The organism is Roseovarius aestuariivivens (genome assembly GCF_004761875.1).
GTDB classification, from domain to species: domain Bacteria; phylum Pseudomonadota; class Alphaproteobacteria; order Rhodobacterales; family Rhodobacteraceae; genus Roseovarius; species Roseovarius aestuariivivens.
Genome location: NZ_SJEY01000001.1, coordinates 456,632 through 476,033 on the forward strand (window position 1 = coordinate 456,632; position 19,402 = coordinate 476,033).

The following is a 19,402-nucleotide window of genomic DNA, read 5'->3' on the forward strand; positions in this document are numbered from 1 at the left end:
GAGATTAAATCGTACGCGATATAACGGAGTAGAACATGGCGACAGATATCAAATATTGGACTGAAGCAAGCGCGACAGGCGGGGGCCGTGAGGGCACGGCGCGCCTCGCAAACGGTATGCTGACGTTCACGATGGACACACCCGAAGCGCTCGGCGGTGCCGGAAAGGGTCACAATCCCGAAGAGCTTTTCGCGACCGGTTACGCGGCCTGTTACCTGGGCGCCATGCGATTTGCCGCGCAGAGCGAGAAACTGGGTGAGGTGCCGAAAGATGCGAAAGTCTCTGCCGCGGTCGGCATCGGCCCGCGCGATGAAGGTGGCTTTGGTCTCAAGGTCAAGCTGACCGTCTCCATGCCGGGCGTTTCGGAAGACGTCGCCAAGAAAATCATGGAGCGTGGGCATTTCATATGCCCTTATTCCAATGCGACGCAAGGCAATATCGAGGTCGACACCGTTCTAGCGTGACTTTGTTCACGAGTATGTCGGCGAGGTCCGGGAGTTTCCACTCCCGGGCTTTTTTCGTGGGCACGGTTGCACGCTTGATCCGAGAGATGCGATCCGGCTGATAGCCCGCTGTTAAGTACCACCAGTAGGCCAGGATATGGCCACTCAGTCCGGAAAAATCTCGCCGAAGGTGCGTTTCAGCGCGACATCCAGATCCGCCATGGTGACCGGAAGACCCAGATCGACAAGGCTTGTGACGCCATGCTCCGTGATCCCGCACGGCACGATCCCGTCGAAATGGCTGAGGTCCGGCTCAACGTTGATCGATATTCCGTGAAAGCTGACCCACTTGCGCAAGCGGATGCCGATGGCGGCGATTTTGTCTTCAGCGCATGCGCGCTCGGGCGTCAGCGGCTTGTCATCGCGTTGCACCCAGACGCCCACGCGCCCTTCGCGGATTTCGCCCTTGATATTGAACTGATCCAGCGTGGCGATGACCCATGCCTCCAGCTGTTTGACGAAGGCGCGGACATCGCGCCCTCGCCGTCCGACATCCAGCATCACGTATACGACGCGCTGGCCCGGCCCGTGATAGGTGTATTGGCCGCCGCGTTTGGTTTGAAAGACCTCGAACCGATCTGGATCGGTGAGATCTGCGGGCTTGGCCGACGTCCCCGCGGTGTAAAGCGGCGGATGTTCGAGCAGCCAGATCGCTTCGGATGCCACGCCATTCGCGATCGTCTCGGCGCGCGCTTCCATTTCGGCACAGGCCAAGGGATAAGGGACAAGCCCAGGGGACGTGATCCATTCGACCATCAGCGGGGATCCGGATTGCGGCAGCGTGCCACCATGTGGCAGGTGCGGACGAAATTGTCAAAACGCACGCATTTTCTCCTTCACAACCGGATCGGCATTTCGTATACGCCCGCCACCTACCTGATCACGTGCGGTCGTGGCGGAATTGGTAGACGCGCAGCGTTGAGGTCGCTGTGGGGTAACTCCCGTGGAAGTTCGAGTCTTCTCGACCGCACCATTTATCACACAACACTTTGAAATTAAAACGATGAGTCATTTGTGCTTACTGCCTAAAGCCTGATTGGCTGATTTCCGCCCGAGCCTAAGACGCCGACTGGTTCGGAGGCGCGTGGCGACCCGATCAAAATGATGTCAGAAGACTTTCTTGTCTGCCATCGCCGTCGAAGCAATCGTAATCCATTGGCTATGGGTCCCGCGCCTCGCGCGAATTGATCATGCATTTCTGCATGCTTGCCTGCGCCACTTGCGCGCTTCCGAAAGACAAATGACAGAGGTCTCGATAGGATGGCGTCGGATTGCGCCGCGGAGGGCGGTGCGGTCCCCCTCGATGAATGCCGTGCGCGTTTCGCGTTGACGCAATGCGATGGTCAGGCGACGGCAGAGCCGGTCTTTTGGAGCGAGCCCGAAGGTTTGTGCGTCTTTCAGCCTTTGGCGCAGCACCGCGGCTTCGCGTCCGATCTCCGTCGCCCGGCGCGTCTTCACCGCGTCCAGCTTTTCGGCCTGTCGTGCTGTGTTCGTGACGCCTGCACCGACGCGATAGGTCACAAGCGCCTCGTCAATATACCCGACGCGCCCTTCGAGCGCCGCGCGGAAGCCGTAGACGAGATCTTCAAAGACAACATCCTCGGTTACGGGGCCAAATCTGCGGACCAAATCCTTGTGCCAGGCGCAGGTCGCACCGAGATAGAGCTGCATCGAGGTCGCCGCCGAACCGGCGTCCCGACGGTGATAGAACGTCGCGCTGCGGTACCGCGGGGGGGCGGGCGCTCCGTCAAGCGTTTCGACCTTTGCTTCGGAAAACACCAGCAGCGGCGCCTCGCGTTCGCAAAGCTCCATGATACGCCTCGCTCGGTCGGGATGCGAAAGATCGTCACCGGCGCAGTTGATCATCATGTCCGCATCGCAAAGCTGGAACACGCGGTGGACATGCTCGATGACGCCGAGATTGACCTTGTTGCGGTTGAGCCGGATGCGATGCGGCCCGTCGTAACGCTCTGCCTCCTCACGCAGGATGTCGAATGTCCCATCGGTGGAGCAGTCATCGGTGAACAGGATGTCGGTTGGCCGGCAGGTCTGTGCCAGAACCGAACGCGCCGCCTCGCGCACGTAATCCTGTTGATTGTAGGCGTAGAGTACGATGGCGTAGGACGTGGACATGTCAGGGGCCTTCCGCCTTTCGGCGCAGAGCGAAGATGGGCTCTACGAGATCCTTGAGCGATGCGCCAATCTCATGTGGCGCAGCCGAGTGCGACAGGAATTCAGCCGAGCGTTGGCCGCAAGTCACGGCCAGAAACGGCACGCCAGCTGTCTCGGCGGCGCGCCCATCGACCTCGGTATCGCCGCAATGCGCGAAGGTGTCGAACTGCTTGATCGCCTCGGCTTTTGCCGTGCTGGCTCCGGGTCCGGCGGGCACAACGGTGATTTGGGCGAAATGTCGTTGTAGGTTGAGCCGTTTCAGGGTGGCACAGACGCCCTCCGGCCTCTGGCGCGATGTGATCAGGTGCAAGTTCAACGCCTCGCCCAAGGCAGCAAGGGCCGCGTCCGCATCGGGCAGCAGGGCGTCGACCTTGAGAAACGTTTCGCTTTCGATCAGGTCCATCCAGCGGTCGGTAAAATCTTTGGGCGGGGTAATATTGAGTGATTTCAAAGCCTCGCGTGTGGAATGGCCCGAACGCTTGAGTTGCCAAAGCCGGTTGGCTACGGGCGCCGCCTCGGGCACGATGGAAAGCAGCACTGCCTCTTGCCGTGGGCGGCAATCGAGGATGGTGCCGTCAAGGTCCAGTCCTAGGAAGGGTCTTTGGGCCATGCGACATGTTCGACAAAAGAGCGGGTGACATAGACGTCGTCCTGGGGAAGCGGGCGGAAATAAGGGGCTGGATCCCTCCCGAGATGGTGGGCGACATGCGCCGAGGGAAAATCGAGGCCGACCGCCACGCACATCGGCGTTCCGCCGCCGACCCTTGGATTGACGTCGATTACCTTCCAGGCGCCGGAGTCGAACTCACCGCGCACCTGGAAACAGAATGCGCCGGTCAGCCCGGTTGTGGCCGAAACCCTCGCCCCAAGATCGCCCAAGACCGGGTCAAGGAACAGCCGCGCCTTGTTTGAGACACCCGCCTTCACGTCGATCCGTTCGCGGCAGCAATACGCAAACACGTCACCCGGTGCGGGGCAGAACATGTCGATCGTGATCTCCTGACCCGCGATGAAGGGTTGCACGATCATGGTCGCGGCGTCGGTCTGGGCCTGCCGGCGGCGCAACGCGTCCGCGTCGCTCAGCACGCCGACACCGTGACTGCCAACCCCGCTGCGCGGCTTGTAATGAAGCCGCGCCCCGGCCCATTCGGCCCGGTCGAGCCGCGTCGTTTCAGGGCAGGGGACCCGCGCGGCATCAAACGCTTCAAACAGGCCGAGCTTGTCGCGGACCATCGCAACGGCCTCGGCAGGCGGCGCAAGGACCTGGACGTCTTCGGTGCTGAATGCATCGTGCGCAGCGCTGCAGGCGGCAATCTCGACATCGTGGATCGGGTAGAACGCCGTCGCACCCGCATCGCGCAGCACCGGCAATAGCTCGGCGACAAAGGATTCCGACGCGGCCAGCGGAATCTGCCGAAAGTCGAACTGGCTGCCCGCCGCAACGAGGTGGCGGGGGTTTGTATCGCAGGCGATCAGATGTGGCGCGAGCGAACTGGCCGCGAGGGCGCGCAGAACGCCGTGACCTGTCGCTGATCCGGAAGAGCCCACCGCAATGGAAATGACTTTGCTTGACATAAAGCAGGCTCTACCCCCATTACACAGGCGTTTCGACCCCTATAGGAGACAAAATCTTGGATTTTGCAAATGAAGAGCTGAAGCGGATTTCGGACATCGCCAAGGATAGCTGGTACGAAAAACCGACCGCACTTGCCACGATCCGCTACAGCTTCAAGATCTTTCGTCGGTTCATGAAAGACGATCACAAGATCCTCGAGATGGGGCCCGCCGAAGGCACGATGACGGGACAGCTTCTTGAGGCGGGATACGATCTTGAAGCGCTTGAGGGGTCGCCCGAGTTCGCAGAACTTCTGCGTCAGAAATTTCCCGATCTGAAGGTGCATGTGGCGCTTTTCGAGGATTTTTCCTGCGAGCCGACCTATGACATCATTCTTCTGGGGCATGTGCTGGAGCACGTGGACAATCCGTCGGCCATTCTGGCGCAGGCGAAGACATGGCTGAAGCCGGGCGGTAAGATCATCTGCTCTGTGCCGAATTGCCGGTCGCTTCACCGTCAGGCGGCGGTGATCATGGGCCTGATCACCACAGAACAGGACATGTCGGAAAAGGATATCCATCACGGGCATCGGCGGGTCTATGGCCCCGAGACGCTGCGCGCTGATTTTGCCAAGGCCGGGATGAACGTGGATTATTTCGGGGGCTACTGGATGAAGCCGATCTCTGACAATCAGATCGAAGAACAATGGACCCCCGAGATGCTGGAGGCGTTTATGCTTTTGGGCGAGCGCTATCCCGATATCGCCGCTGAACTGGTCGTCGTTGCCTCCGACAAGTGACCGAAACCGCTACGGCCTGAGCGCCCAACCGGAGACCTGTTTTGCCTCTTGCAGATTGTAAACAGATCGACCTGCCAAAGATCGAGGACGCGCGGGGCAACCTGACCTTCATCGAGGGCTGCAACCACATTCCCTTTGACATCAAGCGGGTCTATTATCTTTACGACGTGCCGGGCGGATCGGACCGTGGCGCGCATGCGCACAAATCCTTGCATCAATTCATGATCGCCATGTCCGGAAGCTTCGATCTGGTTCTCAGCGACGGGTTCGAAGAGCGTCGATTTCACCTCAATCGTTCGTATTTCGGGATCTACATCTGCCCGATGATGTGGCGGTATCTGGATAATTTCTCGTCCGGCGCGGTCTGCATGGTGATGGCCTCGGCGCCCTATACCGAAACCGACTATATCCGCGACCATGATGCGTTCCTGCAAGCGGTCGGGGCCCCCGGTGCATGAAGGTTCCCTTTCTCGACCTCAAGGCGGCCTATGACGAGCTTGCCGGCAGGGCCGAGCCGGCACTGCTCGAAAGCCTGAGGTCGGGCTGGTACATTCTCGGGCCCGAGGTTGAGACGTTCGAGGCGGAGTTTGCCGCCTATTGCGGGGCCGATCACGCAATCGGTGTGGCCAACGGTCTCGACGCATTACGGCTGGCGTTGATGGCCGTTGGCGTGACGCCGGGCGACAAGGTTCTGGTGCCGTCCCACACGTTCGTCGCAACGTGGCTGGCCGTGAGCCAGTGTGGCGCGATCCCGATCCCGGTCGAGCCTGATCCGGGCACATGCAATATCACGCCCGAGGGTATCCGCGCGGCCATGGTCGACGGCGCAAAGGCCGTGATACCCGTGCATCTCTACGGACAGCCCTGCGACATGCCGGGCATCATGTCGGTAGCGCATGATCTTGACCTCAAGGTTGTCGAGGACGCGGCCCAAGCGCATGGGGCGATGTGGGATGGGCAGCGTATCGGCGCGCATTCCGCCGCCGCCTGCTGGAGCTTTTATCCCGGCAAAAATCTGGGCGCGCTTGGCGATGCAGGCGGGATCACGACTTCGGATCCGGATGTTGCGGCGCGTGTGCGCCTCTTGCGCAATTATGGCAGCCGCGAAAAGTATCGCCACGAAGTCGCCGGCGACAACAGTCGGCTTGATCCGGTGCAGGCTCGGTTTCTTTCGATCAAGCTGTCGGTTCTGGATGACTGGAACGCGCGTCGTGCGCGCATTGCGGCCCGTTACCTGGACGCGCTATCGGACTGTGACCTGGTTCTTCCGAACGTTGCAGAAAAGGCCACCCCGGTCTGGCATCTGTTCGTGATCCGTCATGCGGCGCGCGACGCATTTGCCGAACGATTGGCCGCACGCGGCGTGCAAACGCTTATTCATTATCCAATTGCGCCGCATGCGCAGGCCGCTTACGCCGAGAGCGGTCTTGATGACGCGGCGCTGCCCATCGCGGCGCGACTGGCGCGCGAGGTTCTCAGCCTGCCGATCGGGCCGCATCTTGCACCCGAGCAGGTGGATGCGGTGATCGACGCGGTCCGCACCGAGGCCTGATCTTCCACCGTCGGCGATGGACCGCACGGGCGCTATCTCATTGTACTCCTCTCGGGGCTTGCGTATCTCTTGGCGGGTCTGAGACGCGCGACGGTTGTGGCGCCGGAAGGAGAGCGGCATGTCAGAAGATCTCAAGGAGCCGGACGCGGAAGAGACGCCGGAAGAGGAAGAGCGGGAGGAGGATGCCTACCTGCTTGATCCCAAGGTCGTGGCCCGGATCATTTATGCCGTCGACATCGGCGATCAGGCGATGCTCTTGCAAGAGCTGGAGCCTTATCACGCCGCCGACATCGCCGACCTTCTTGAACAGGTCAACGCTTTCGACAGACGTCGCCTGATCGACCTTTTGGGCACGGAATTCGACGGCGACATTCTGTCGGAACTCGACGAGTCGATCCGCGAAGACGTGATGGCGAACCTGCATCCCGAGGTTCTTGCCGAGGCGGTGCGCGACCTTGATTCCGACGATGTCGTCGATCTTGTCGAGGATTTGGAGGACGAACAGCAGGCCGCGATCCTCGATGTCCTGGAAGACAGCGACCGGATCGCGGTGCAGCAATCGCTGACCTACCCCGAATATTCCGCAGGCCGTCTGATGCAGCGCGAGGTCGTCATGGCGCCCGAGCACTGGAACGTGGGCGAAGCGATTGATTACCTGCGAAATCAGGACGATCTGCCAGATCAGTTCTATCACATTGTGCTTGTCGATCCACGCTTGCGTCCGGTCGGCAACGTCACGCTTGGTCGGCTGATGGCGTCGCGGCGCGAGGTCATGCTCAAGTCCCTTGTCGAAGAGACATTCCACGTCATCCCGGTCACGCAATACGAGGGCGACGTGGCTTATGCCTTTAACCAGTATCACCTGATCTCGGCGCCGGTGGTCGACGCCGATGAACGCCTTGTGGGCGTGATCACGATCGATGATGCGATGATCGTCCTCGACGAAGAGCACGAGGAGGACATCCTGCGCCTGGCCGGTGTGAGCGAAGAAGGCAGTCTGAGCGATCGGGTGATCGACACCACCAAGCGGCGCTTTCCGTGGCTGGCGGTCAACCTTGTCACGGCGATCCTCGCCTCGCTCGTCATCGCGCAATTCGAGGCCGCGATCGCGCAGATCGTTGCGCTGGCTGTGCTGATGCCCATCGTCGCGTCGATGGGCGGCAACGCGGGCACCCAGAGCCTGACCGTCGCGGTGCGCGCCATCGCCACCAAGGATTTGACCGGCTCTAACGTGTGGCGGTTTATTCGGCGCGAAGTGCTTGTGGGGTTGGTCAACGGCGTCATCTTCGCGGTGGTGATGGGCATTGTTGGCGTGTTGTGGTTCGGCGGGCCGCAACTGGGTTACGTCATCGGTGCCGCGATGGTCATCAATCTCGTGATGGCGGGGCTTGCCGGAACGGTCATTCCAGTCGTCCTCGACCGGATCGGCGTGGATCCCGCACTTGCCTCGGGCGCGTTCGTGACGACCGTGACGGATGTGGTGGGCTTCTTCGCCTTTCTGGGACTTGCCGCAGTGGTGTTGTTGTGACCGATCTGGCAGCCGTCAAGGCCGAGGCGCGCAAGGCGGCTTTTGCCCGGCGCAAGCTGGCGCACGAGGCGGCGATCGGGGCGTCCTCCTCTCTCCTGTCGGAATGCCTTGCGGGGTATCGCGGCGTGCCGCTGGCGGGATATATGCCCATCCGAACCGAGATTGATCCCCTGCCGGCCATGGAAGAGGCCGCCGCGCATGGCCCCGTGGGCGTGCCGGTGATCCAGGCAGCGGGTCAGCCCTTGAAGTTTTCCCGGTGGGAACCCGGGATCGCGCTGAAAGACGGCCCGTTCGGGGCGCAGATTCCGGCGGTCGATGATTACTTCGAACCCGAGATCCTGATCGTGCCCTTGGTGGCGTTCGATAGAAAAGGCGGGCGCCTCGGGTATGGCGGCGGTTTCTATGACCGGACGCTCGAAAGGCTGCGGGCGAAGCGCGCCACATTGGCCATTGGGTTTGCCTACAGTGCCCAAGAGGCAGAGAACTTGCCTCTCGAACCGACCGATCAGCCGCTCGACCTGCTAGTGACCGAAGCGGAGGTGATCTCGTTTTAGCTCCTCGACGCGGCCTCGACCGGCGCGTGTTCGACCAATCAGACGGGATGACTTGTGTCACGCGTGATGGAACGAATTCGGTGTTCGCCTGTTCACGTCACTCAACGCTCTACGAGGGGATAAAACAGTACGCCATGAAAAAATCCGTCACGACCTTTATCATTCCGCTTGTCTTTTTGACAATTCCAGCCTTTGCCGCAGAAGAAGCACCGGCCCCCTGCAACGCACAATTCCAGTTGATTTCGGAAGAATGGGCCGAGAAAAAGAAAGACCTTATCGAGACCGGCGAGGTTTCCGTTTCTACCGACGAGGGTGAGGCAGAGGTCGTAGCCAAGGACGCAAAGCCGACGGAGAACTGGTTCGGAAAACCGCCAAACGTGGAAACTGTGGATGGCTACCTGGACGAGGCAGAGCGTGCGATGCAAGCGGGCGACACCGAAGCCTGCATGGCGCAATTGAAAGACGCTCAGGCTGCGATCAATCCCGATGGAACAACGGCCTCCGGAAATTGACCGGAGTACGACGCTCGTTCTTCACATCTTATGTTCCGTTGTCATTGCAAATGAGACACGAGGCAAACTTCGCGAAGGTTGTGCATGTTCAGGCCTAAATCAGAAATTTGCGGAAAAGCTTGACCAAAACGATTTATGGAGTTGCGCAAAACGGAGGGTTTCTATGTGTTACCATGTGGGTTGCCCTCCGTGCCCTGCGGCCCTAACACCTAGCGCATGAGACTTTTATTCCTTGGCGATGTGATGGGTCGCGCCGGACGGCGTGCTGTGGCGGAAACTTTGCCGAAATTACGCACAGCGTGGAAGCTCGATTTTGTCGTTGTAAACGGTGAAAACGCGTCGGGTGGAATGGGGCTGACGGGCGCGCATGCCAAGCTGCTGCTGGAGGCAGGTGCCGATTGCGTAACACTCGGCGATCATGCCTTCGATCAGAAGGACATGCTGCAATTCATCGAGACCGAGCCACGCGTTATCCGGCCAATCAACTTTGCCAAGGGCGCACCGGGCCGGGGTTGCCGCGTGTTTCAAGACGGTCGAGGCCGAAAGGTGCTTGTCGCGCAAGTTTTGGGGCAGGTGTTCATGAAGCGGGCGTTCGACGATCCGTTCTCGGCCGTTGATCCCGTGCTGCGCAGCCACCCGCGTGGCGGCGCGGTGCAAGCCGCACTGATCGATATGCATTGCGAAGCGACAAGCGAGAAGATGGCCATGGGTCATTTCTGCGACGGGCGCGCAAGCGTGGTGGTGGGTACACACACTCATGTGCCGACCGGAGATGCGCAAATCCTGCCCGGGGGCACGGCTTACCAGACTGATGCCGGCATGTGCGGCGATTACCTAAGCGTGATCGGTATGGACAAGGCCGAGCCGATGCGGCGGTTCGTAACCGGTATGGGCAAAGAGCGCTTCACCCCGGCCATGGGCGACGTCACATTGTCGGGGCTTTATGTGGAAACCGACGACGCCACAGGCAAGGCGGTTCGGACCGAGATGGTGCGACATGGCGGGCGATTGCCAGAGGCTGGGCCCGCCATTGGGTGACCGCCTCTTCCTGAGCGTTGTCCTTATCGCCATGGGCGCAGGCTGGGGCCTGTGTATCCCGTTGGCGAAGGTTGCGGTCAGCACAGGCTATGGTCCGCTCGGCCTGATTTTCTGGCAGGTGGCCATCGTGGCGGGGCTCATGCTTGGCTTCAATGCACTGCGCGGGCGTAGGTTTCCGTCCTTGCGGCGCGCCTGGGGATTGTTGATCGCCGTGGCGATGCTTGGCGCGGTATTGCCTGATGTGGCCTACTATACGGCGGCGCAGCACTTGCCGGGCGGCGTTTTGTCGATCGTCATTTCAAGTGTTCCGATCTTCGCCTTTCCTCTGGCGCTTTTACTGGGAAACGACAGATTTCGCGCGATCCGCCTGCTAGGGCTGTTGTTTGGCTTTGGGGGCATCCTGCTGCTGCTCGGTCCGCAGGCGGGGCTGCCGCAAGGCGTTGCGCTGCTTTTCGTACCGGTCGCCCTGATTGCCCCGTTCTGTTACGCGAGCGAGGTCAATGTCGTGGCCCGCTTCGGCACCTATGGGCTTGATCCAATACAGGTGCTGGCGGCTGCCTCGGTTCTGGCGATGGCGGTGACGCTGCCGCTGGCGCTGGTTTCGGGACAGTGGATCAACCCCCTCCCGCCCTACGGCATCGCCGATCTGGCGCTCGTCGCGAATTCCACCGTTCATGCCGCGGTCTACGCGACCTATGTCTGGCTAACCGGGCGGGCCGGGTCGGTCTTTACCGCGCAGGTTTCCTATCTTGTGACGGGGTTTGGTGTGCTGTGGTCCATGGCGCTGCTGCAGGAAAGCTATTCCAGCACGCTTTGGGCCTCTCTGGCGCTCATGGTGGCGGGGATATTCCTTGTTCAGCCTAAGCCAGCCATCCCCCTTGCCCCGACCACCGCCATGAAGGATGATGCGTCAGACGGCACCGGACACAGGCAGAGCTAATGCAATTGATAGAGCTTTCGCAGACGGGCGAGGCGGTGCTTGCTTTGGTCGTCGTTGCGGCGATGTTCGCGCTCTTTGTCAAAGAAATCTATCCGACCGAGGTCGTGGCGATCGCCGGTGCGGCGCTCTTGCTTGCGCTTGGCATTCTGCCCTACGACGCGGCGTTAAGCGTGTTATCCAACCCCGCCCCCTGGACGATCGCGGCGATGTTCATCGTCATGGGCGCGTTGGTGCGCACAGGCGCTCTAGATGCCTTTACAACCATGGCGGATCAGCAGGCCAAGACGCGGCCCCGGCTGGCAATCGCCATGCTGCTCTGCTTTGTGGTCGTGGCTTCGGCCTTTATGAACAATACGCCGGTGGTCGTGGTCATGATCCCCATCTTCGTGCAGCTGTCGCGCACCTTCGATGTGCCGGCCTCGAAATTGCTGATGCCGCTCAGCTATGCTGCGATCCTGGGTGGAACGCTTACCCTGATCGGCACGTCGACCAACCTGCTGGTCGACGGTGTGGCGCGTGCGCAAGGGCTTGAGCCGTTCACGATTTTCGAGGTCACACCGCTGGCGCTGTGCCTGATCGCGTGGGGCGCCATCTACTTCTATTTCATCGGGCAGCGGCTTTTGCCCGAGCGCGAAAGCATGGCGGACATGCTGTCGGACCGCTCGAAGATGAAATTCTTCACCGAGGCGGTGATCCCGCCCGACAGCAACCTCATTGGGCGCGAAGTCACCGGGGTTCAGCTCTTCAAGCGCGAGGGCGTACGGCTTATCGACGTCATTCGCGGCGATGTCTCGCTCAGGCGCAATCTCAAGGGGGTGGAGCTTCAGGTCGGGGACCGGGTGGTTCTGCGCACACAGATGACCGAGCTTCTGAGCCTGCAGACCAACAAGAGCCTCAAACGGGTGGATCAGGTCTCGGCGGTGGAAACGACGACGGTCGAGGTTCTGATCACGCCAGGCTGCAAGATGGTCGGACGCTCGCTCGGGGCGCTTCGTCTGCGGCGGCGCTTCGGGGTCTATCCGCTGGCGGTGCATCGCCGAAACCAGAATATCGGCCGGCAGCTTGATGAACTCATCGTTCGGGTGGGCGACACCCTTTTGCTTGAAGGCGCGCCGGAGGACATCAAGCGGCTGGCCAGCGAAATGGATCTCGTCGATGTCTCTCATCCTTCGGCGCGGGCGTTCCGGCGCGGGCACGCGCCGCTGGCGCTGACGGCACTGGCGGGGATCGTCATTCTCGCCGCGTTCGGCGTCGCGCCAATCCTTGCGCTGTCGGTGATTGCCGTTGCTGTCGTTCTGCTTGCGCGCTGCATCGACGCGGACGAGGCATTTTCCTTTGTCGAGGGACGCTTGTTGGCGCTCATTTTCGCGATGCTCGCAATTGGCGCCGCGCTCGAGGCATCCGGCGCCGTGCGATTGATTGTGCAAGCTCTGGCGCCGTTTCTGTCGAGCCTCCCTCCGGTCATGATCGTCTGGGCGATCTACCTGATCACTTCAATCCTAACGGAATTGATTAGCAACAACGCCGTGGCGGTCGTCGTCACACCCATCGCGATCGGTTTGGCCGAGGCCATGGGGATCGATGCAAGGCCTCTTGTCGTGGCGGTTATGGTGGCCGCCTCGGCCAGTTTCGCGACGCCGATCGGCTATCAGACGAATACACTGGTTTATGGCCCGGGCGGTTACCGCTTCACGGATTTTCTCAAGGTGGGCATTCCGCTCAATCTGAGTATCGGCCTTTTGGCCAGTGCGATCATTCCGCTGATCTGGCCGCTTTAGCGCCGCGCGAAAAGCCGCCGGTCCGAAATACGCGGTCTTGCGTAAAACGGCGCATTGGCGGAAAGACGAAACGGAGCAAAAGGCATGCAGGGCCGTAAACATGCGCAGGATTTTTGGATTATTCTTCGTTGCCGTGCTTTTGGCGGGATGCGGAAGCCGGACGCCGGAACCGCAGGTCGCGCCGGATGTGCCGCTTTATCCCAATGAGACCCCGCATCTCAGGGCGCTCGTCAATCAATACGCCGATTTCTACGAAGTGCCGCGGCCTTTGGTGCACAAGGTCATTCAACGCGAGAGCGACTACCGCCCGGCTGCGCGCAACGGACCTTATTACGGGATGATGCAGATCCTTCCTGCCACGGCGCGCGGCATGGGCTTTGCCGGGCGTCCATCTGATCTTTTGGACGCGGAAACCAATCTGAGGTACGCGGTCAAATACCTGCGGGGCGCATGGCTTGTCTCGGACGGCAATATGGACCGGGCCGTGCAATGGTACGCGCGCGGATACTACTACGAGGCGCGCGACCGTTGTCTGCTTGTCGAAACGGGGCTGCGTGAACGTGAAATCGCCCGCCACTGCAGGTGACGGGCGATCTCGCATCAACCTAACGCAAGGTTCGGTTTCACGACTATTCGGCGTCGGCTTCGGCTTTCGTCGCATGCTCGGTGCCCGGGGCGTGCTCGGGCGGCGAATACGTCGTATAAAGCTTGAGCGGACCGCTACCGGTATTTGTGAAGTTGTGGAAAGCGCCGGACGGCACGAAGCACAGGTCGCCTTCCGTTACCTCCGTCTCGGCCTCGCCGATCTTGGCTTTGCCGGTGCCCTCGACGAAAATAAGGATCTGGTCGTGGCCTTCGTGGACCTCGCCACCGATTTCGCCGCCTTCGGGCACGGCCATCAGCACCAGCTGCGTCTTGTCCCCGGTGTAGATGACCTCTCGGAATTCGGTGTTTTCCTTTGCCATCTGGACGATGGGCATCGTGGTTTTCTGCGTCTCTGACATATGTTTCACCTTCGATTGCTTGCTTGATGATCAAACGTCAGGCGCAAGGAACAGGTTCCGTCAGAGGGGCCAGAACACCAGGATAGCCGGGATCGAAACCGCCACGACCAGCAATTCCAGGGGCAGGCCCATGCGCCAGTAGTCGCCGAACTGATAGCCGCCGGCACCCATAATAAGCGTGTTGTTCTTGTGACCGATGGGCGTGAGAAACGCGCAGGAGGCCGCTACTGCGACCGCCATGAGGAACGGGTCTGGAGAGACGCCAAGCGTCCGGGCCATTTCGATGCCAACGGGGGCCGCAACCAGGCTTGTAGCGGTGTTGTTGAGTACATCCGACAGCGTCATGGTGACCACCATCAACGCGGTCAGCACCGCCCACGCGGGCAGGCCTTCGGTCAACGTGAGGAGCTGGCTGGCCAGAAGGTCCGTGCCGCCGGTATCCTTGAGCGCGGTGCCGAGCGGGATCAGTGAGCCGAGCAGCACGACCACGGGCCACTCCACCTTTCTGTAAAGATCGTTTCCCGGCAGCACCCCGGTGAGGAGATAGGCGACGACGACACAGCCAAGCCCGATCGGCAAGGACACGATCCCGAAGGTCGCCGCGAAAACGGCCGCCGCGAAAAGGCTGATGGCCAGCCAGACCTTGTCCTGCCGGATCACGAACAGGCCGCGCTCGGCCAGCGGTAGGCAGCCGAGCCAGTCGGCCACGTTGATCGCGTCGTCCTTGGGCGTGAGGAGCAGTAGGATATCGCCCGGTTGCACCTTGACCCGGCGCAGGTGGTTGCGGATTTGCCGACCCTGGCGGGAAACCCCCACGACGACGGTGCGATGCCGCCAGTGGAGTCCGATGGACTGCGCCGTTTTTCCGGCGATGCGCGCGTCGCGGGGCACCACAAGTTCCAGCAATTCCAGCCCGTCGGCATTTTCGCGAGTAGCGTCGCGGCGGTCGGCATCGGTGTAGTCGAGCTTGTGGGTCGACCGGAACTCTTCCAGCGCTTCGGCTGTGGCTTCGAGCACCAGAACGTCACCCGCCCGGATTCCGGTTCGCCGGGCACTGCCGAAGCGGCGTTTCCCGTCACGAATAAGCCCTAGGATATCAACGTCTTGGTCGCCGCCTGCGTCGTAGACGTCGCCGACGGTCTGACCGATGATCGGGTTGTCCTGAGGCACCAGAAGTTCGGCCAGGTAGACGGATGTATCGCGCAATTCCGCGCTGCTGTCCTGGTCGCAGACCCGCGCGGGCATCAGCCGCCAGCCGATCAGCGCCACGAAGGCCACCCCGGCGAGGGCGGTGATCGCGCCGACAGGCGTGAAATCGAACATGGCGAAGCTCTCGCCCAGCTCCTCTTCGCGGATCGAGGCGATGATGATGTTGGGCGGTGTGCCGATCAGTGTGACCATCCCGCCAAGGATCGTGGCGAAAGACAGCGGCATCAGTGTGAGACCGGGCGCTCGCCCGGCCTTGCGGGCGGTTTCCACGTCGACGGGCATCAACAGGGCAAGCGCGGCTACGTTGTTGATAAAGCCGGACAAAGCGGCGCTCAGCCCGCTCATGGTTGCGATGTGGGCTTGAACGGAGCGTGTGCTGTCGATCAGGGTGCGGGTGATCATCTGCACCGCCCCGGCCTGCACGAGGCCGGACGAGACCACGAGCACCAGGGCGACGATGATCGTGGCATGGTGGCCGAACCCCGAAAAGGCGTCTTCCGCCGGCACGAGACCGCAGAGCACGGCGACCAGCAGTGCGGCGAAGGCGACGAGATCAAAGCGGATCCGGCCCCAGATCAGAAGACCGAAGAGGACCGCGAAAATGGCGAAAAGGGCGATCTGGTCCTGGGTCACGAAACCTCCCGTGCAGGTGTTGCAGACAAACGCGAAACGCATGGCGATGCAAGCGGGTTGCAGCACCGCCGTCCGGTGACATATAGAGTGCCAGATCGTCAGCAGATTTTCCGGAGGTCACCATGGCCGGCCATTCCAAATGGGCCAATATCCAGCACCGCAAGGGCCGCCAGGACGCCCAGCGGGCCAAGCTTTTCTCGAAGCTTTCCAAGGAGATAACCGTCGCCGCCAAGATGGGCGATCCGGACCCGGACAAGAACCCGCGCCTGCGCCTTGCCGTCAAGCAGGCCAAGTCGCAATCCATGCCCAACGACAATATCGACCGCGCCATCAAGAAGGCGATGGGGGGCGATGGGGAGGATTATGAAGAAATCCGGTACGAAGGGTACGGGCCCAACGGGGTGGCGGTGATCGTCGAGGCGATGACCGACAACCGCAATCGCACCGCGTCGAACGTCCGCTCGACCTTTACCAAGAACGGCGGCAACCTTGGAGAGACCGGATCCGTGGGCTTCATGTTCGAGCGCAAGGGTGCGGTGAGCTACCCAGCGGAGGCGGGAGACGCCGACACGGTGATGATGGCCGCGATCGAGGCCGGGGCAGAAGATGTGGAATCGGGCGAGGATGGCCACATCATCTGGTGTGCCGACACGGATCTGAGCGAGGTCTCGACAGCGCTGGAAGCGGAGCTGGGCGAGAGCCAGGAGACCAAACTGGTGTGGCGTCCGACCAACACGACCGAGCTGGATCTTGAGGCCATGCAGAAGCTCATGAAGCTGATCGAGGCGCTGGAAGACGACGATGACGTGCAGAACGTCACGACGAATTTCGAGGCCTCCGACGAGGTGATGGCGCAACTGGCCGCGGAGTGATCCGGGGCCGGTTTGTACAAAATGGAGCAGGTTTTTCAGGGCCTTTGTCCATTTTGTACAAAATTTTCAGGGTGTCATGGCGGGCTAAAAGCCCGCCCTACAGGTCGAGTTTTCCCTGAGCGGTTCGATCTTCCTCGCGCGCGGCCTTTTTGAAGGTGTCGTCGCGGCGGGCGGGCAGGCGCACGGCGCGGTCACGCAAGTTTAACGCCTCTTCAATCGTGACGATCTGGATGCGCGGCACCGGCTCGAATCCCTCCATCTGAAATTGACCGGCGGCGGCGGCCTCGGCTACCATGGTCTTCTTCGGCTCGGTCAGGGTGAGGAAAATGCCGATCTCTGCCTTTTCGCGCTCGATGACGCCGCGCAGGTCGCGGATCATGCCGACGCCGATATTGTCACCGGCCTTGACCGAGACGATGGCGCGGTCGGTCTTGCCGAAATAGATATTGCCGTCGATCCCCTTGTCGGCCCCTTTCTTGCCCATGTTGCCCGGCTGGGCGTTGATGAGAGAAAGCGCCCATTTTTCGAACTCGAAATAGTAATTCTTGTCGGTGCGGCCTCGGTTGGCCATGTCGCGCGCGCCCGAGATGTCCTGTGGCACGCCATGGGTGGTAAACTCGACCTTGGGGAAAGCATCGCGCAGGCGCTTTTCAATGAGGCCAATGGCAAGGTGGGTGACGTCGATGCCGATCCAGTTGCGCCCCAGTTTCTCGGCGGCATGGACGGTGGTGCCGCAGCCGCAGAACGGGTCGAGCACCACGTCGCCTTCGTTGGAGGAGGCGGAGAGGATGCGTTCGAGGAGCGCGACGGGTTTCTGGGTGGGATACCCGAGGCGTTCTTTGGCCTGGGAGTTCAGCGGTGGGATATCCGTCCAGATGTCGCCCATGACACCGCCTTCCATTTCGTTAAGATAGCGTTTAAGGCGAGGCCTTTTTGAATGGTCCATTTCACCCGTTTCGGTTGTCGGATACCAAATTCGACCCTCATCATGAAGGCGCTGCATCGTTTCGTGTTGATATCGCCAGCCTTTTTCCGGGAATGGAAAGCCTTTCCATTCGTACATCATCTTTGGGCGAGGACTTGGACTTGTCATATTATCCAAGTGATAAGGTCCACGTCCGTCTTTGTCGTCTCGACCGTATTTAGACTTCACGTATTCTTCGGAATGCGGCTCTCGCGGTGTGTTCCAGATAAATCCCTTTTCGGACTTGGCGTAGAACAGGATACAGTCTGCGTTGTTACTCCAAGTTTTTGCATCGCTGTGGGTTGTCGTCCGCTTCCAATCAATTTCATTCTTGAAACAACGCGCGCCAAACACCGCATCCAGCAGGATCTTAAGGTAGTGGCTCGCCGTCGGGTCGCAGTGTAGATAGAGGCTGCCGGTGGGTTTCAGAACCCGGTGCAGCTCCAGCAGCCGCACGGCCATCATGGCGAGATAGGCCATCATGTCGTTCTCACCCAGAAAGCTGCGCATCGCGCGCAGCATTTCCGCCGCCGCGCCATTGCCGGAGCGCAGGACCTCGCCAAAGGCTTCCTCGGCGGCATCGGTCCAGTGCCAGGTGTCGTCGAAGGCCTCGATCTGTGCCGCGCTTTCATTGCCGTGCGGGCCTTTGAATAGCACGTTGTAGGAGGCGTTGGAGTTGAAGGGCGGGTCGAGATAGATCAGATCGACGCTTTCATCCGCGATGCTTTCGCGCAGCACGGCGAGGTTGTCGCCATAGTAGAGGTGATTGCCCATCTGCCGATCCTCGTGCTGTCACATCTTGGGGATGTGTGACTTGTGCTGACGATCACTTTAGACGACATGGGCCATAACGCAATGCCGCGCGGAAGCACGGCCTACGAGGCGGGAGAATCGTACATGGAAGCTGTACTGGCCGGGTTCGGGCTTGGGTTTTCGCTGATCCTCGCCATCGGGGCGCAGAATGCGTTCGTGCTGCGGCAGGGCTTGCGGCGGGCGCATGTGCTGCCCGTCGTGCTCACCTGCGCGCTGAGCGATGCGGTGCTGATCGCGGCGGGCGTCGCGGGGTTCGGCGCGCTGGCCGAGGCGGTGCCGGGGCTGGAGCGGATCATGCGCTATGGCGGGGCGGCGTTTCTGCTGTGGTACGGCGCGCGGGCGTTTTGGGCCGCTTGGCGCGGGGGTGAGGCGCTGAAGGCGGGGCAGGGCGCGGGGAGCCTGCGCGCCGCGCTTCTCACCTGTCTCGCGCTGACCTGGCTCAATCCGCATGTCTATCTCGACACGGTCGTACTCTTGGGGTCGATCTCGGCGCAGTATGACAACCGGCTGGCCTTTGCGCTGGGGGCCATGACGGCGAGCTTCGTCTTTTTCTTTTCGCTGGGGTACGGCGCGCGGGGGCTGGCGCCGCTTTTCGCGCGGCCAGCGGCGTGGCGGGGCCTCGATGCGTTGGTGGGGCTGGTGATGTGGGCGATTGCCGCTAAGCTGCTTCTGGGCTGAGCAGGAAAGGGCGGGCATGGACATTCATCTGGACGAGACCGAGAGCAAGGGGCGCTACCGGGTGCGCCTTGACGGTGGGCCGGAGGCGGAGCTGACCTTTTCCAAGCTGGGGGCGAAGGCGATCATCATCGACCATACCGGCGTGCCGGACGTGTATCGCGGGCAGGGCGTGGGCGAGGCGCTGGTCCGGCGCGCGGTCGAGGATGCGCGGGCGGCGGGCAAGACGATCACGCCGCTTTGCCCCTTTGCCGCCAGCCAGTTCCGGCGGCATCCCGAATGGCACGATGTGCTGGGCTGA

The 19,402-nt window shown here is 61.3% G+C and carries 21 protein-coding genes and 1 tRNA gene; 15 read left to right on the forward strand and 7 right to left on the reverse strand.

Annotated features, from left to right (window positions below; translation table 11 throughout):
• Positions 1-35 precede the first annotated feature (35 nt).
• A complete protein-coding gene (locus EZV60_RS02180) occupies positions 36-464 on the forward strand; it encodes an organic hydroperoxide resistance protein (protein WP_135501674.1) in 429 nt (142 codons plus the stop codon).
• A gap of 144 nt (positions 465-608) precedes the next feature.
• Here EZV60_RS02180 and lipB read toward each other — a convergent pair whose 3' ends face one another.
• Positions 609-1,259 (reverse strand): lipoyl(octanoyl) transferase LipB, encoded by a 651-nt coding sequence (lipB, locus tag EZV60_RS02185; RefSeq protein ID WP_135501676.1) that lies wholly within the window; start codon positions 1,257-1,259, stop codon positions 609-611.
• A gap of 130 nt (positions 1,260-1,389) precedes the next feature.
• On the opposite strand from lipB, the gene EZV60_RS02190 reads away from it, so the two are divergent.
• Positions 1,390-1,476: transfer RNA gene (locus EZV60_RS02190), tRNA-Leu, on the forward strand.
• 215 nt (positions 1,477-1,691) lie between these two features.
• On the opposite strand, the gene EZV60_RS02195 is transcribed toward EZV60_RS02190, so the two are convergent.
• From EZV60_RS02195 to EZV60_RS02205, 3 genes are read right to left on the reverse strand one after another with little or no spacing between them, the layout of a single operon-like run.
• On the reverse strand, positions 1,692-2,636 hold the full coding sequence (locus tag EZV60_RS02195; RefSeq protein WP_135501678.1) for a glycosyltransferase: 945 nt from the start codon (positions 2,634-2,636) through the stop codon (positions 1,692-1,694).
• A 1-nt stretch (position 2,637) separates the two neighbouring features.
• On the reverse strand, positions 2,638-3,285 hold the full coding sequence (locus tag EZV60_RS02200; RefSeq protein ID WP_135501680.1) for an HAD family hydrolase: 648 nt from the start codon (positions 3,283-3,285) through the stop codon (positions 2,638-2,640).
• Positions 3,264-4,250 (reverse strand): ATP-grasp domain-containing protein, encoded by a 987-nt coding sequence (locus tag EZV60_RS02205; RefSeq protein WP_135501682.1) that lies wholly within the window; start codon positions 4,248-4,250, stop codon positions 3,264-3,266. The genes EZV60_RS02200 and EZV60_RS02205 overlap by 22 nt, the downstream gene beginning before the upstream one ends.
• A gap of 56 nt (positions 4,251-4,306) precedes the next feature.
• Between EZV60_RS02205 and EZV60_RS02210 the strand changes: the two genes are divergently transcribed.
• The 10 genes from EZV60_RS02210 to EZV60_RS02255 all read left to right on the forward strand — a co-directional run bounded on the left by EZV60_RS02210 (position 4,307) and on the right by EZV60_RS02255 (position 13,517).
• Positions 4,307-5,029 carry a class I SAM-dependent methyltransferase gene (locus EZV60_RS02210; protein ID WP_135501684.1) on the forward strand — a complete coding sequence of 241 codons (723 nt, stop codon included), beginning with the start codon at positions 4,307-4,309 and terminating at the stop codon, positions 5,027-5,029.
• A gap of 41 nt (positions 5,030-5,070) precedes the next feature.
• Positions 5,071-5,487 carry a sugar 3,4-ketoisomerase gene (locus tag EZV60_RS02215; protein WP_135501686.1) on the forward strand — a complete coding sequence of 139 codons (417 nt, stop codon included), beginning with the start codon at positions 5,071-5,073 and terminating at the stop codon, positions 5,485-5,487.
• A complete protein-coding gene (locus EZV60_RS02220; RefSeq protein ID WP_135501688.1) occupies positions 5,484-6,581 on the forward strand; it encodes a DegT/DnrJ/EryC1/StrS family aminotransferase in 1,098 nt (365 codons plus the stop codon). Before EZV60_RS02215 ends, EZV60_RS02220 begins: the two co-directional genes overlap by 4 nt.
• Before the next feature lie 118 nt (positions 6,582-6,699).
• Positions 6,700-8,109, forward strand: coding sequence for a magnesium transporter (gene mgtE, locus EZV60_RS02225; RefSeq protein ID WP_135501690.1), 1,410 nt, complete (start codon positions 6,700-6,702; stop codon positions 8,107-8,109).
• A complete protein-coding gene (locus tag EZV60_RS02230; RefSeq protein WP_135501692.1) occupies positions 8,106-8,663 on the forward strand; it encodes a 5-formyltetrahydrofolate cyclo-ligase in 558 nt (185 codons plus the stop codon). Before mgtE ends, EZV60_RS02230 begins: the two co-directional genes overlap by 4 nt.
• Before the next feature lie 134 nt (positions 8,664-8,797).
• Complete coding sequence (locus tag EZV60_RS02235; protein ID WP_135501694.1) at positions 8,798-9,175, forward strand: hypothetical protein; 378 nt, start codon at positions 8,798-8,800, stop codon at positions 9,173-9,175.
• A 216-nt stretch (positions 9,176-9,391) separates the two neighbouring features.
• Entirely contained in the window at positions 9,392-10,213 is an 822-nt protein-coding gene (locus EZV60_RS02240; protein WP_135501696.1) for a TIGR00282 family metallophosphoesterase, read from the forward strand.
• Entirely contained in the window at positions 10,173-11,153 is a 981-nt protein-coding gene (locus tag EZV60_RS02245) for a DMT family transporter (protein ID WP_245306172.1), read from the forward strand. Before EZV60_RS02240 ends, EZV60_RS02245 begins: the two co-directional genes overlap by 41 nt.
• Positions 11,153-12,931 carry an SLC13 family permease gene (locus tag EZV60_RS02250; protein WP_135501698.1) on the forward strand — a complete coding sequence of 593 codons (1,779 nt, stop codon included), beginning with the start codon at positions 11,153-11,155 and terminating at the stop codon, positions 12,929-12,931. Before EZV60_RS02245 ends, EZV60_RS02250 begins: the two co-directional genes overlap by 1 nt.
• A gap of 100 nt (positions 12,932-13,031) precedes the next feature.
• Complete coding sequence (locus EZV60_RS02255; RefSeq protein ID WP_135501699.1) at positions 13,032-13,517, forward strand: lytic transglycosylase domain-containing protein; 486 nt, start codon at positions 13,032-13,034, stop codon at positions 13,515-13,517.
• Positions 13,518-13,560: 43 nt separating this feature from the next.
• Here EZV60_RS02255 and EZV60_RS02260 read toward each other — a convergent pair whose 3' ends face one another.
• Complete coding sequence (locus tag EZV60_RS02260) at positions 13,561-13,935, reverse strand: cupin domain-containing protein (RefSeq protein WP_135501701.1); 375 nt, start codon at positions 13,933-13,935, stop codon at positions 13,561-13,563.
• Positions 13,936-13,995: 60 nt separating this feature from the next.
• Entirely contained in the window at positions 13,996-15,777 is a 1,782-nt protein-coding gene (locus EZV60_RS02265; protein ID WP_135501703.1) for an SLC13 family permease, read from the reverse strand.
• Positions 15,778-15,899: 122 nt separating this feature from the next.
• Here EZV60_RS02265 and EZV60_RS02270 point away from each other — a divergent pair, with 122 nt between their 5' ends.
• Positions 15,900-16,649, forward strand: a complete 750-nt coding sequence (locus EZV60_RS02270) for a YebC/PmpR family DNA-binding transcriptional regulator (protein ID WP_135501705.1) — start codon at positions 15,900-15,902, stop codon at positions 16,647-16,649.
• Positions 16,650-16,746: 97 nt separating this feature from the next.
• On the opposite strand, the gene EZV60_RS02275 is transcribed toward EZV60_RS02270, so the two are convergent.
• Complete coding sequence (locus tag EZV60_RS02275; RefSeq protein ID WP_135501707.1) at positions 16,747-18,387, reverse strand: site-specific DNA-methyltransferase; 1,641 nt, start codon at positions 18,385-18,387, stop codon at positions 16,747-16,749.
• A gap of 123 nt (positions 18,388-18,510) precedes the next feature.
• On the opposite strand from EZV60_RS02275, the gene EZV60_RS02280 reads away from it, so the two are divergent.
• On the forward strand, positions 18,511-19,104 hold the full coding sequence (locus EZV60_RS02280) for a LysE/ArgO family amino acid transporter (protein ID WP_135501709.1): 594 nt from the start codon (positions 18,511-18,513) through the stop codon (positions 19,102-19,104).
• 16 nt (positions 19,105-19,120) lie between these two features.
• Positions 19,121-19,402 (forward strand): GNAT family N-acetyltransferase, encoded by a 282-nt coding sequence (locus tag EZV60_RS02285; RefSeq protein ID WP_135501711.1) that lies wholly within the window; start codon positions 19,121-19,123, stop codon positions 19,400-19,402.

Bases quoted from the DNA above. Each gene is read 5' to 3' on its own strand.
- EZV60_RS02180 (WP_135501674.1), top strand. From the start codon at position 36: ATGGCGACAGATATCAAATATTGGACTGAAGCAAGCGCGACAGGCGGG.
- lipB (WP_135501676.1), bottom strand. From the start codon at position 1,259: ATGGTCGAATGGATCACGTCCCCTGGGCTTGTCCCTTATCCCTTGGCC.
- EZV60_RS02195 (WP_135501678.1), bottom strand. From the start codon at position 2,636: ATGTCCACGTCCTACGCCATCGTACTCTACGCCTACAATCAACAGGAT.
- EZV60_RS02200 (WP_135501680.1), bottom strand. From the start codon at position 3,285: ATGGCCCAAAGACCCTTCCTAGGACTGGACCTTGACGGCACCATCCTC.
- EZV60_RS02205 (WP_135501682.1), bottom strand. From the start codon at position 4,250: ATGTCAAGCAAAGTCATTTCCATTGCGGTGGGCTCTTCCGGATCAGCG.
- EZV60_RS02220 (WP_135501688.1), top strand. From the start codon at position 5,484: ATGAAGGTTCCCTTTCTCGACCTCAAGGCGGCCTATGACGAGCTTGCC.
- mgtE (WP_135501690.1), top strand. From the start codon at position 6,700: ATGTCAGAAGATCTCAAGGAGCCGGACGCGGAAGAGACGCCGGAAGAG.
- EZV60_RS02235 (WP_135501694.1), top strand. From the start codon at position 8,798: ATGAAAAAATCCGTCACGACCTTTATCATTCCGCTTGTCTTTTTGACA.
- EZV60_RS02240 (WP_135501696.1), top strand. From the start codon at position 9,392: ATGAGACTTTTATTCCTTGGCGATGTGATGGGTCGCGCCGGACGGCGT.
- EZV60_RS02245 (WP_245306172.1), top strand. From the start codon at position 10,173: ATGGCGGGCGATTGCCAGAGGCTGGGCCCGCCATTGGGTGACCGCCTC.
- EZV60_RS02250 (WP_135501698.1), top strand. From the start codon at position 11,153: ATGCAATTGATAGAGCTTTCGCAGACGGGCGAGGCGGTGCTTGCTTTG.
- EZV60_RS02255 (WP_135501699.1), top strand. From the start codon at position 13,032: ATGCGCAGGATTTTTGGATTATTCTTCGTTGCCGTGCTTTTGGCGGGA.
- EZV60_RS02260 (WP_135501701.1), bottom strand. From the start codon at position 13,935: ATGTCAGAGACGCAGAAAACCACGATGCCCATCGTCCAGATGGCAAAG.
- EZV60_RS02270 (WP_135501705.1), top strand. From the start codon at position 15,900: ATGGCCGGCCATTCCAAATGGGCCAATATCCAGCACCGCAAGGGCCGC.
- EZV60_RS02275 (WP_135501707.1), bottom strand. From the start codon at position 18,387: ATGGGCAATCACCTCTACTATGGCGACAACCTCGCCGTGCTGCGCGAA.
- EZV60_RS02280 (WP_135501709.1), top strand. From the start codon at position 18,511: ATGGAAGCTGTACTGGCCGGGTTCGGGCTTGGGTTTTCGCTGATCCTC.
- EZV60_RS02285 (WP_135501711.1), top strand. From the start codon at position 19,121: ATGGACATTCATCTGGACGAGACCGAGAGCAAGGGGCGCTACCGGGTG.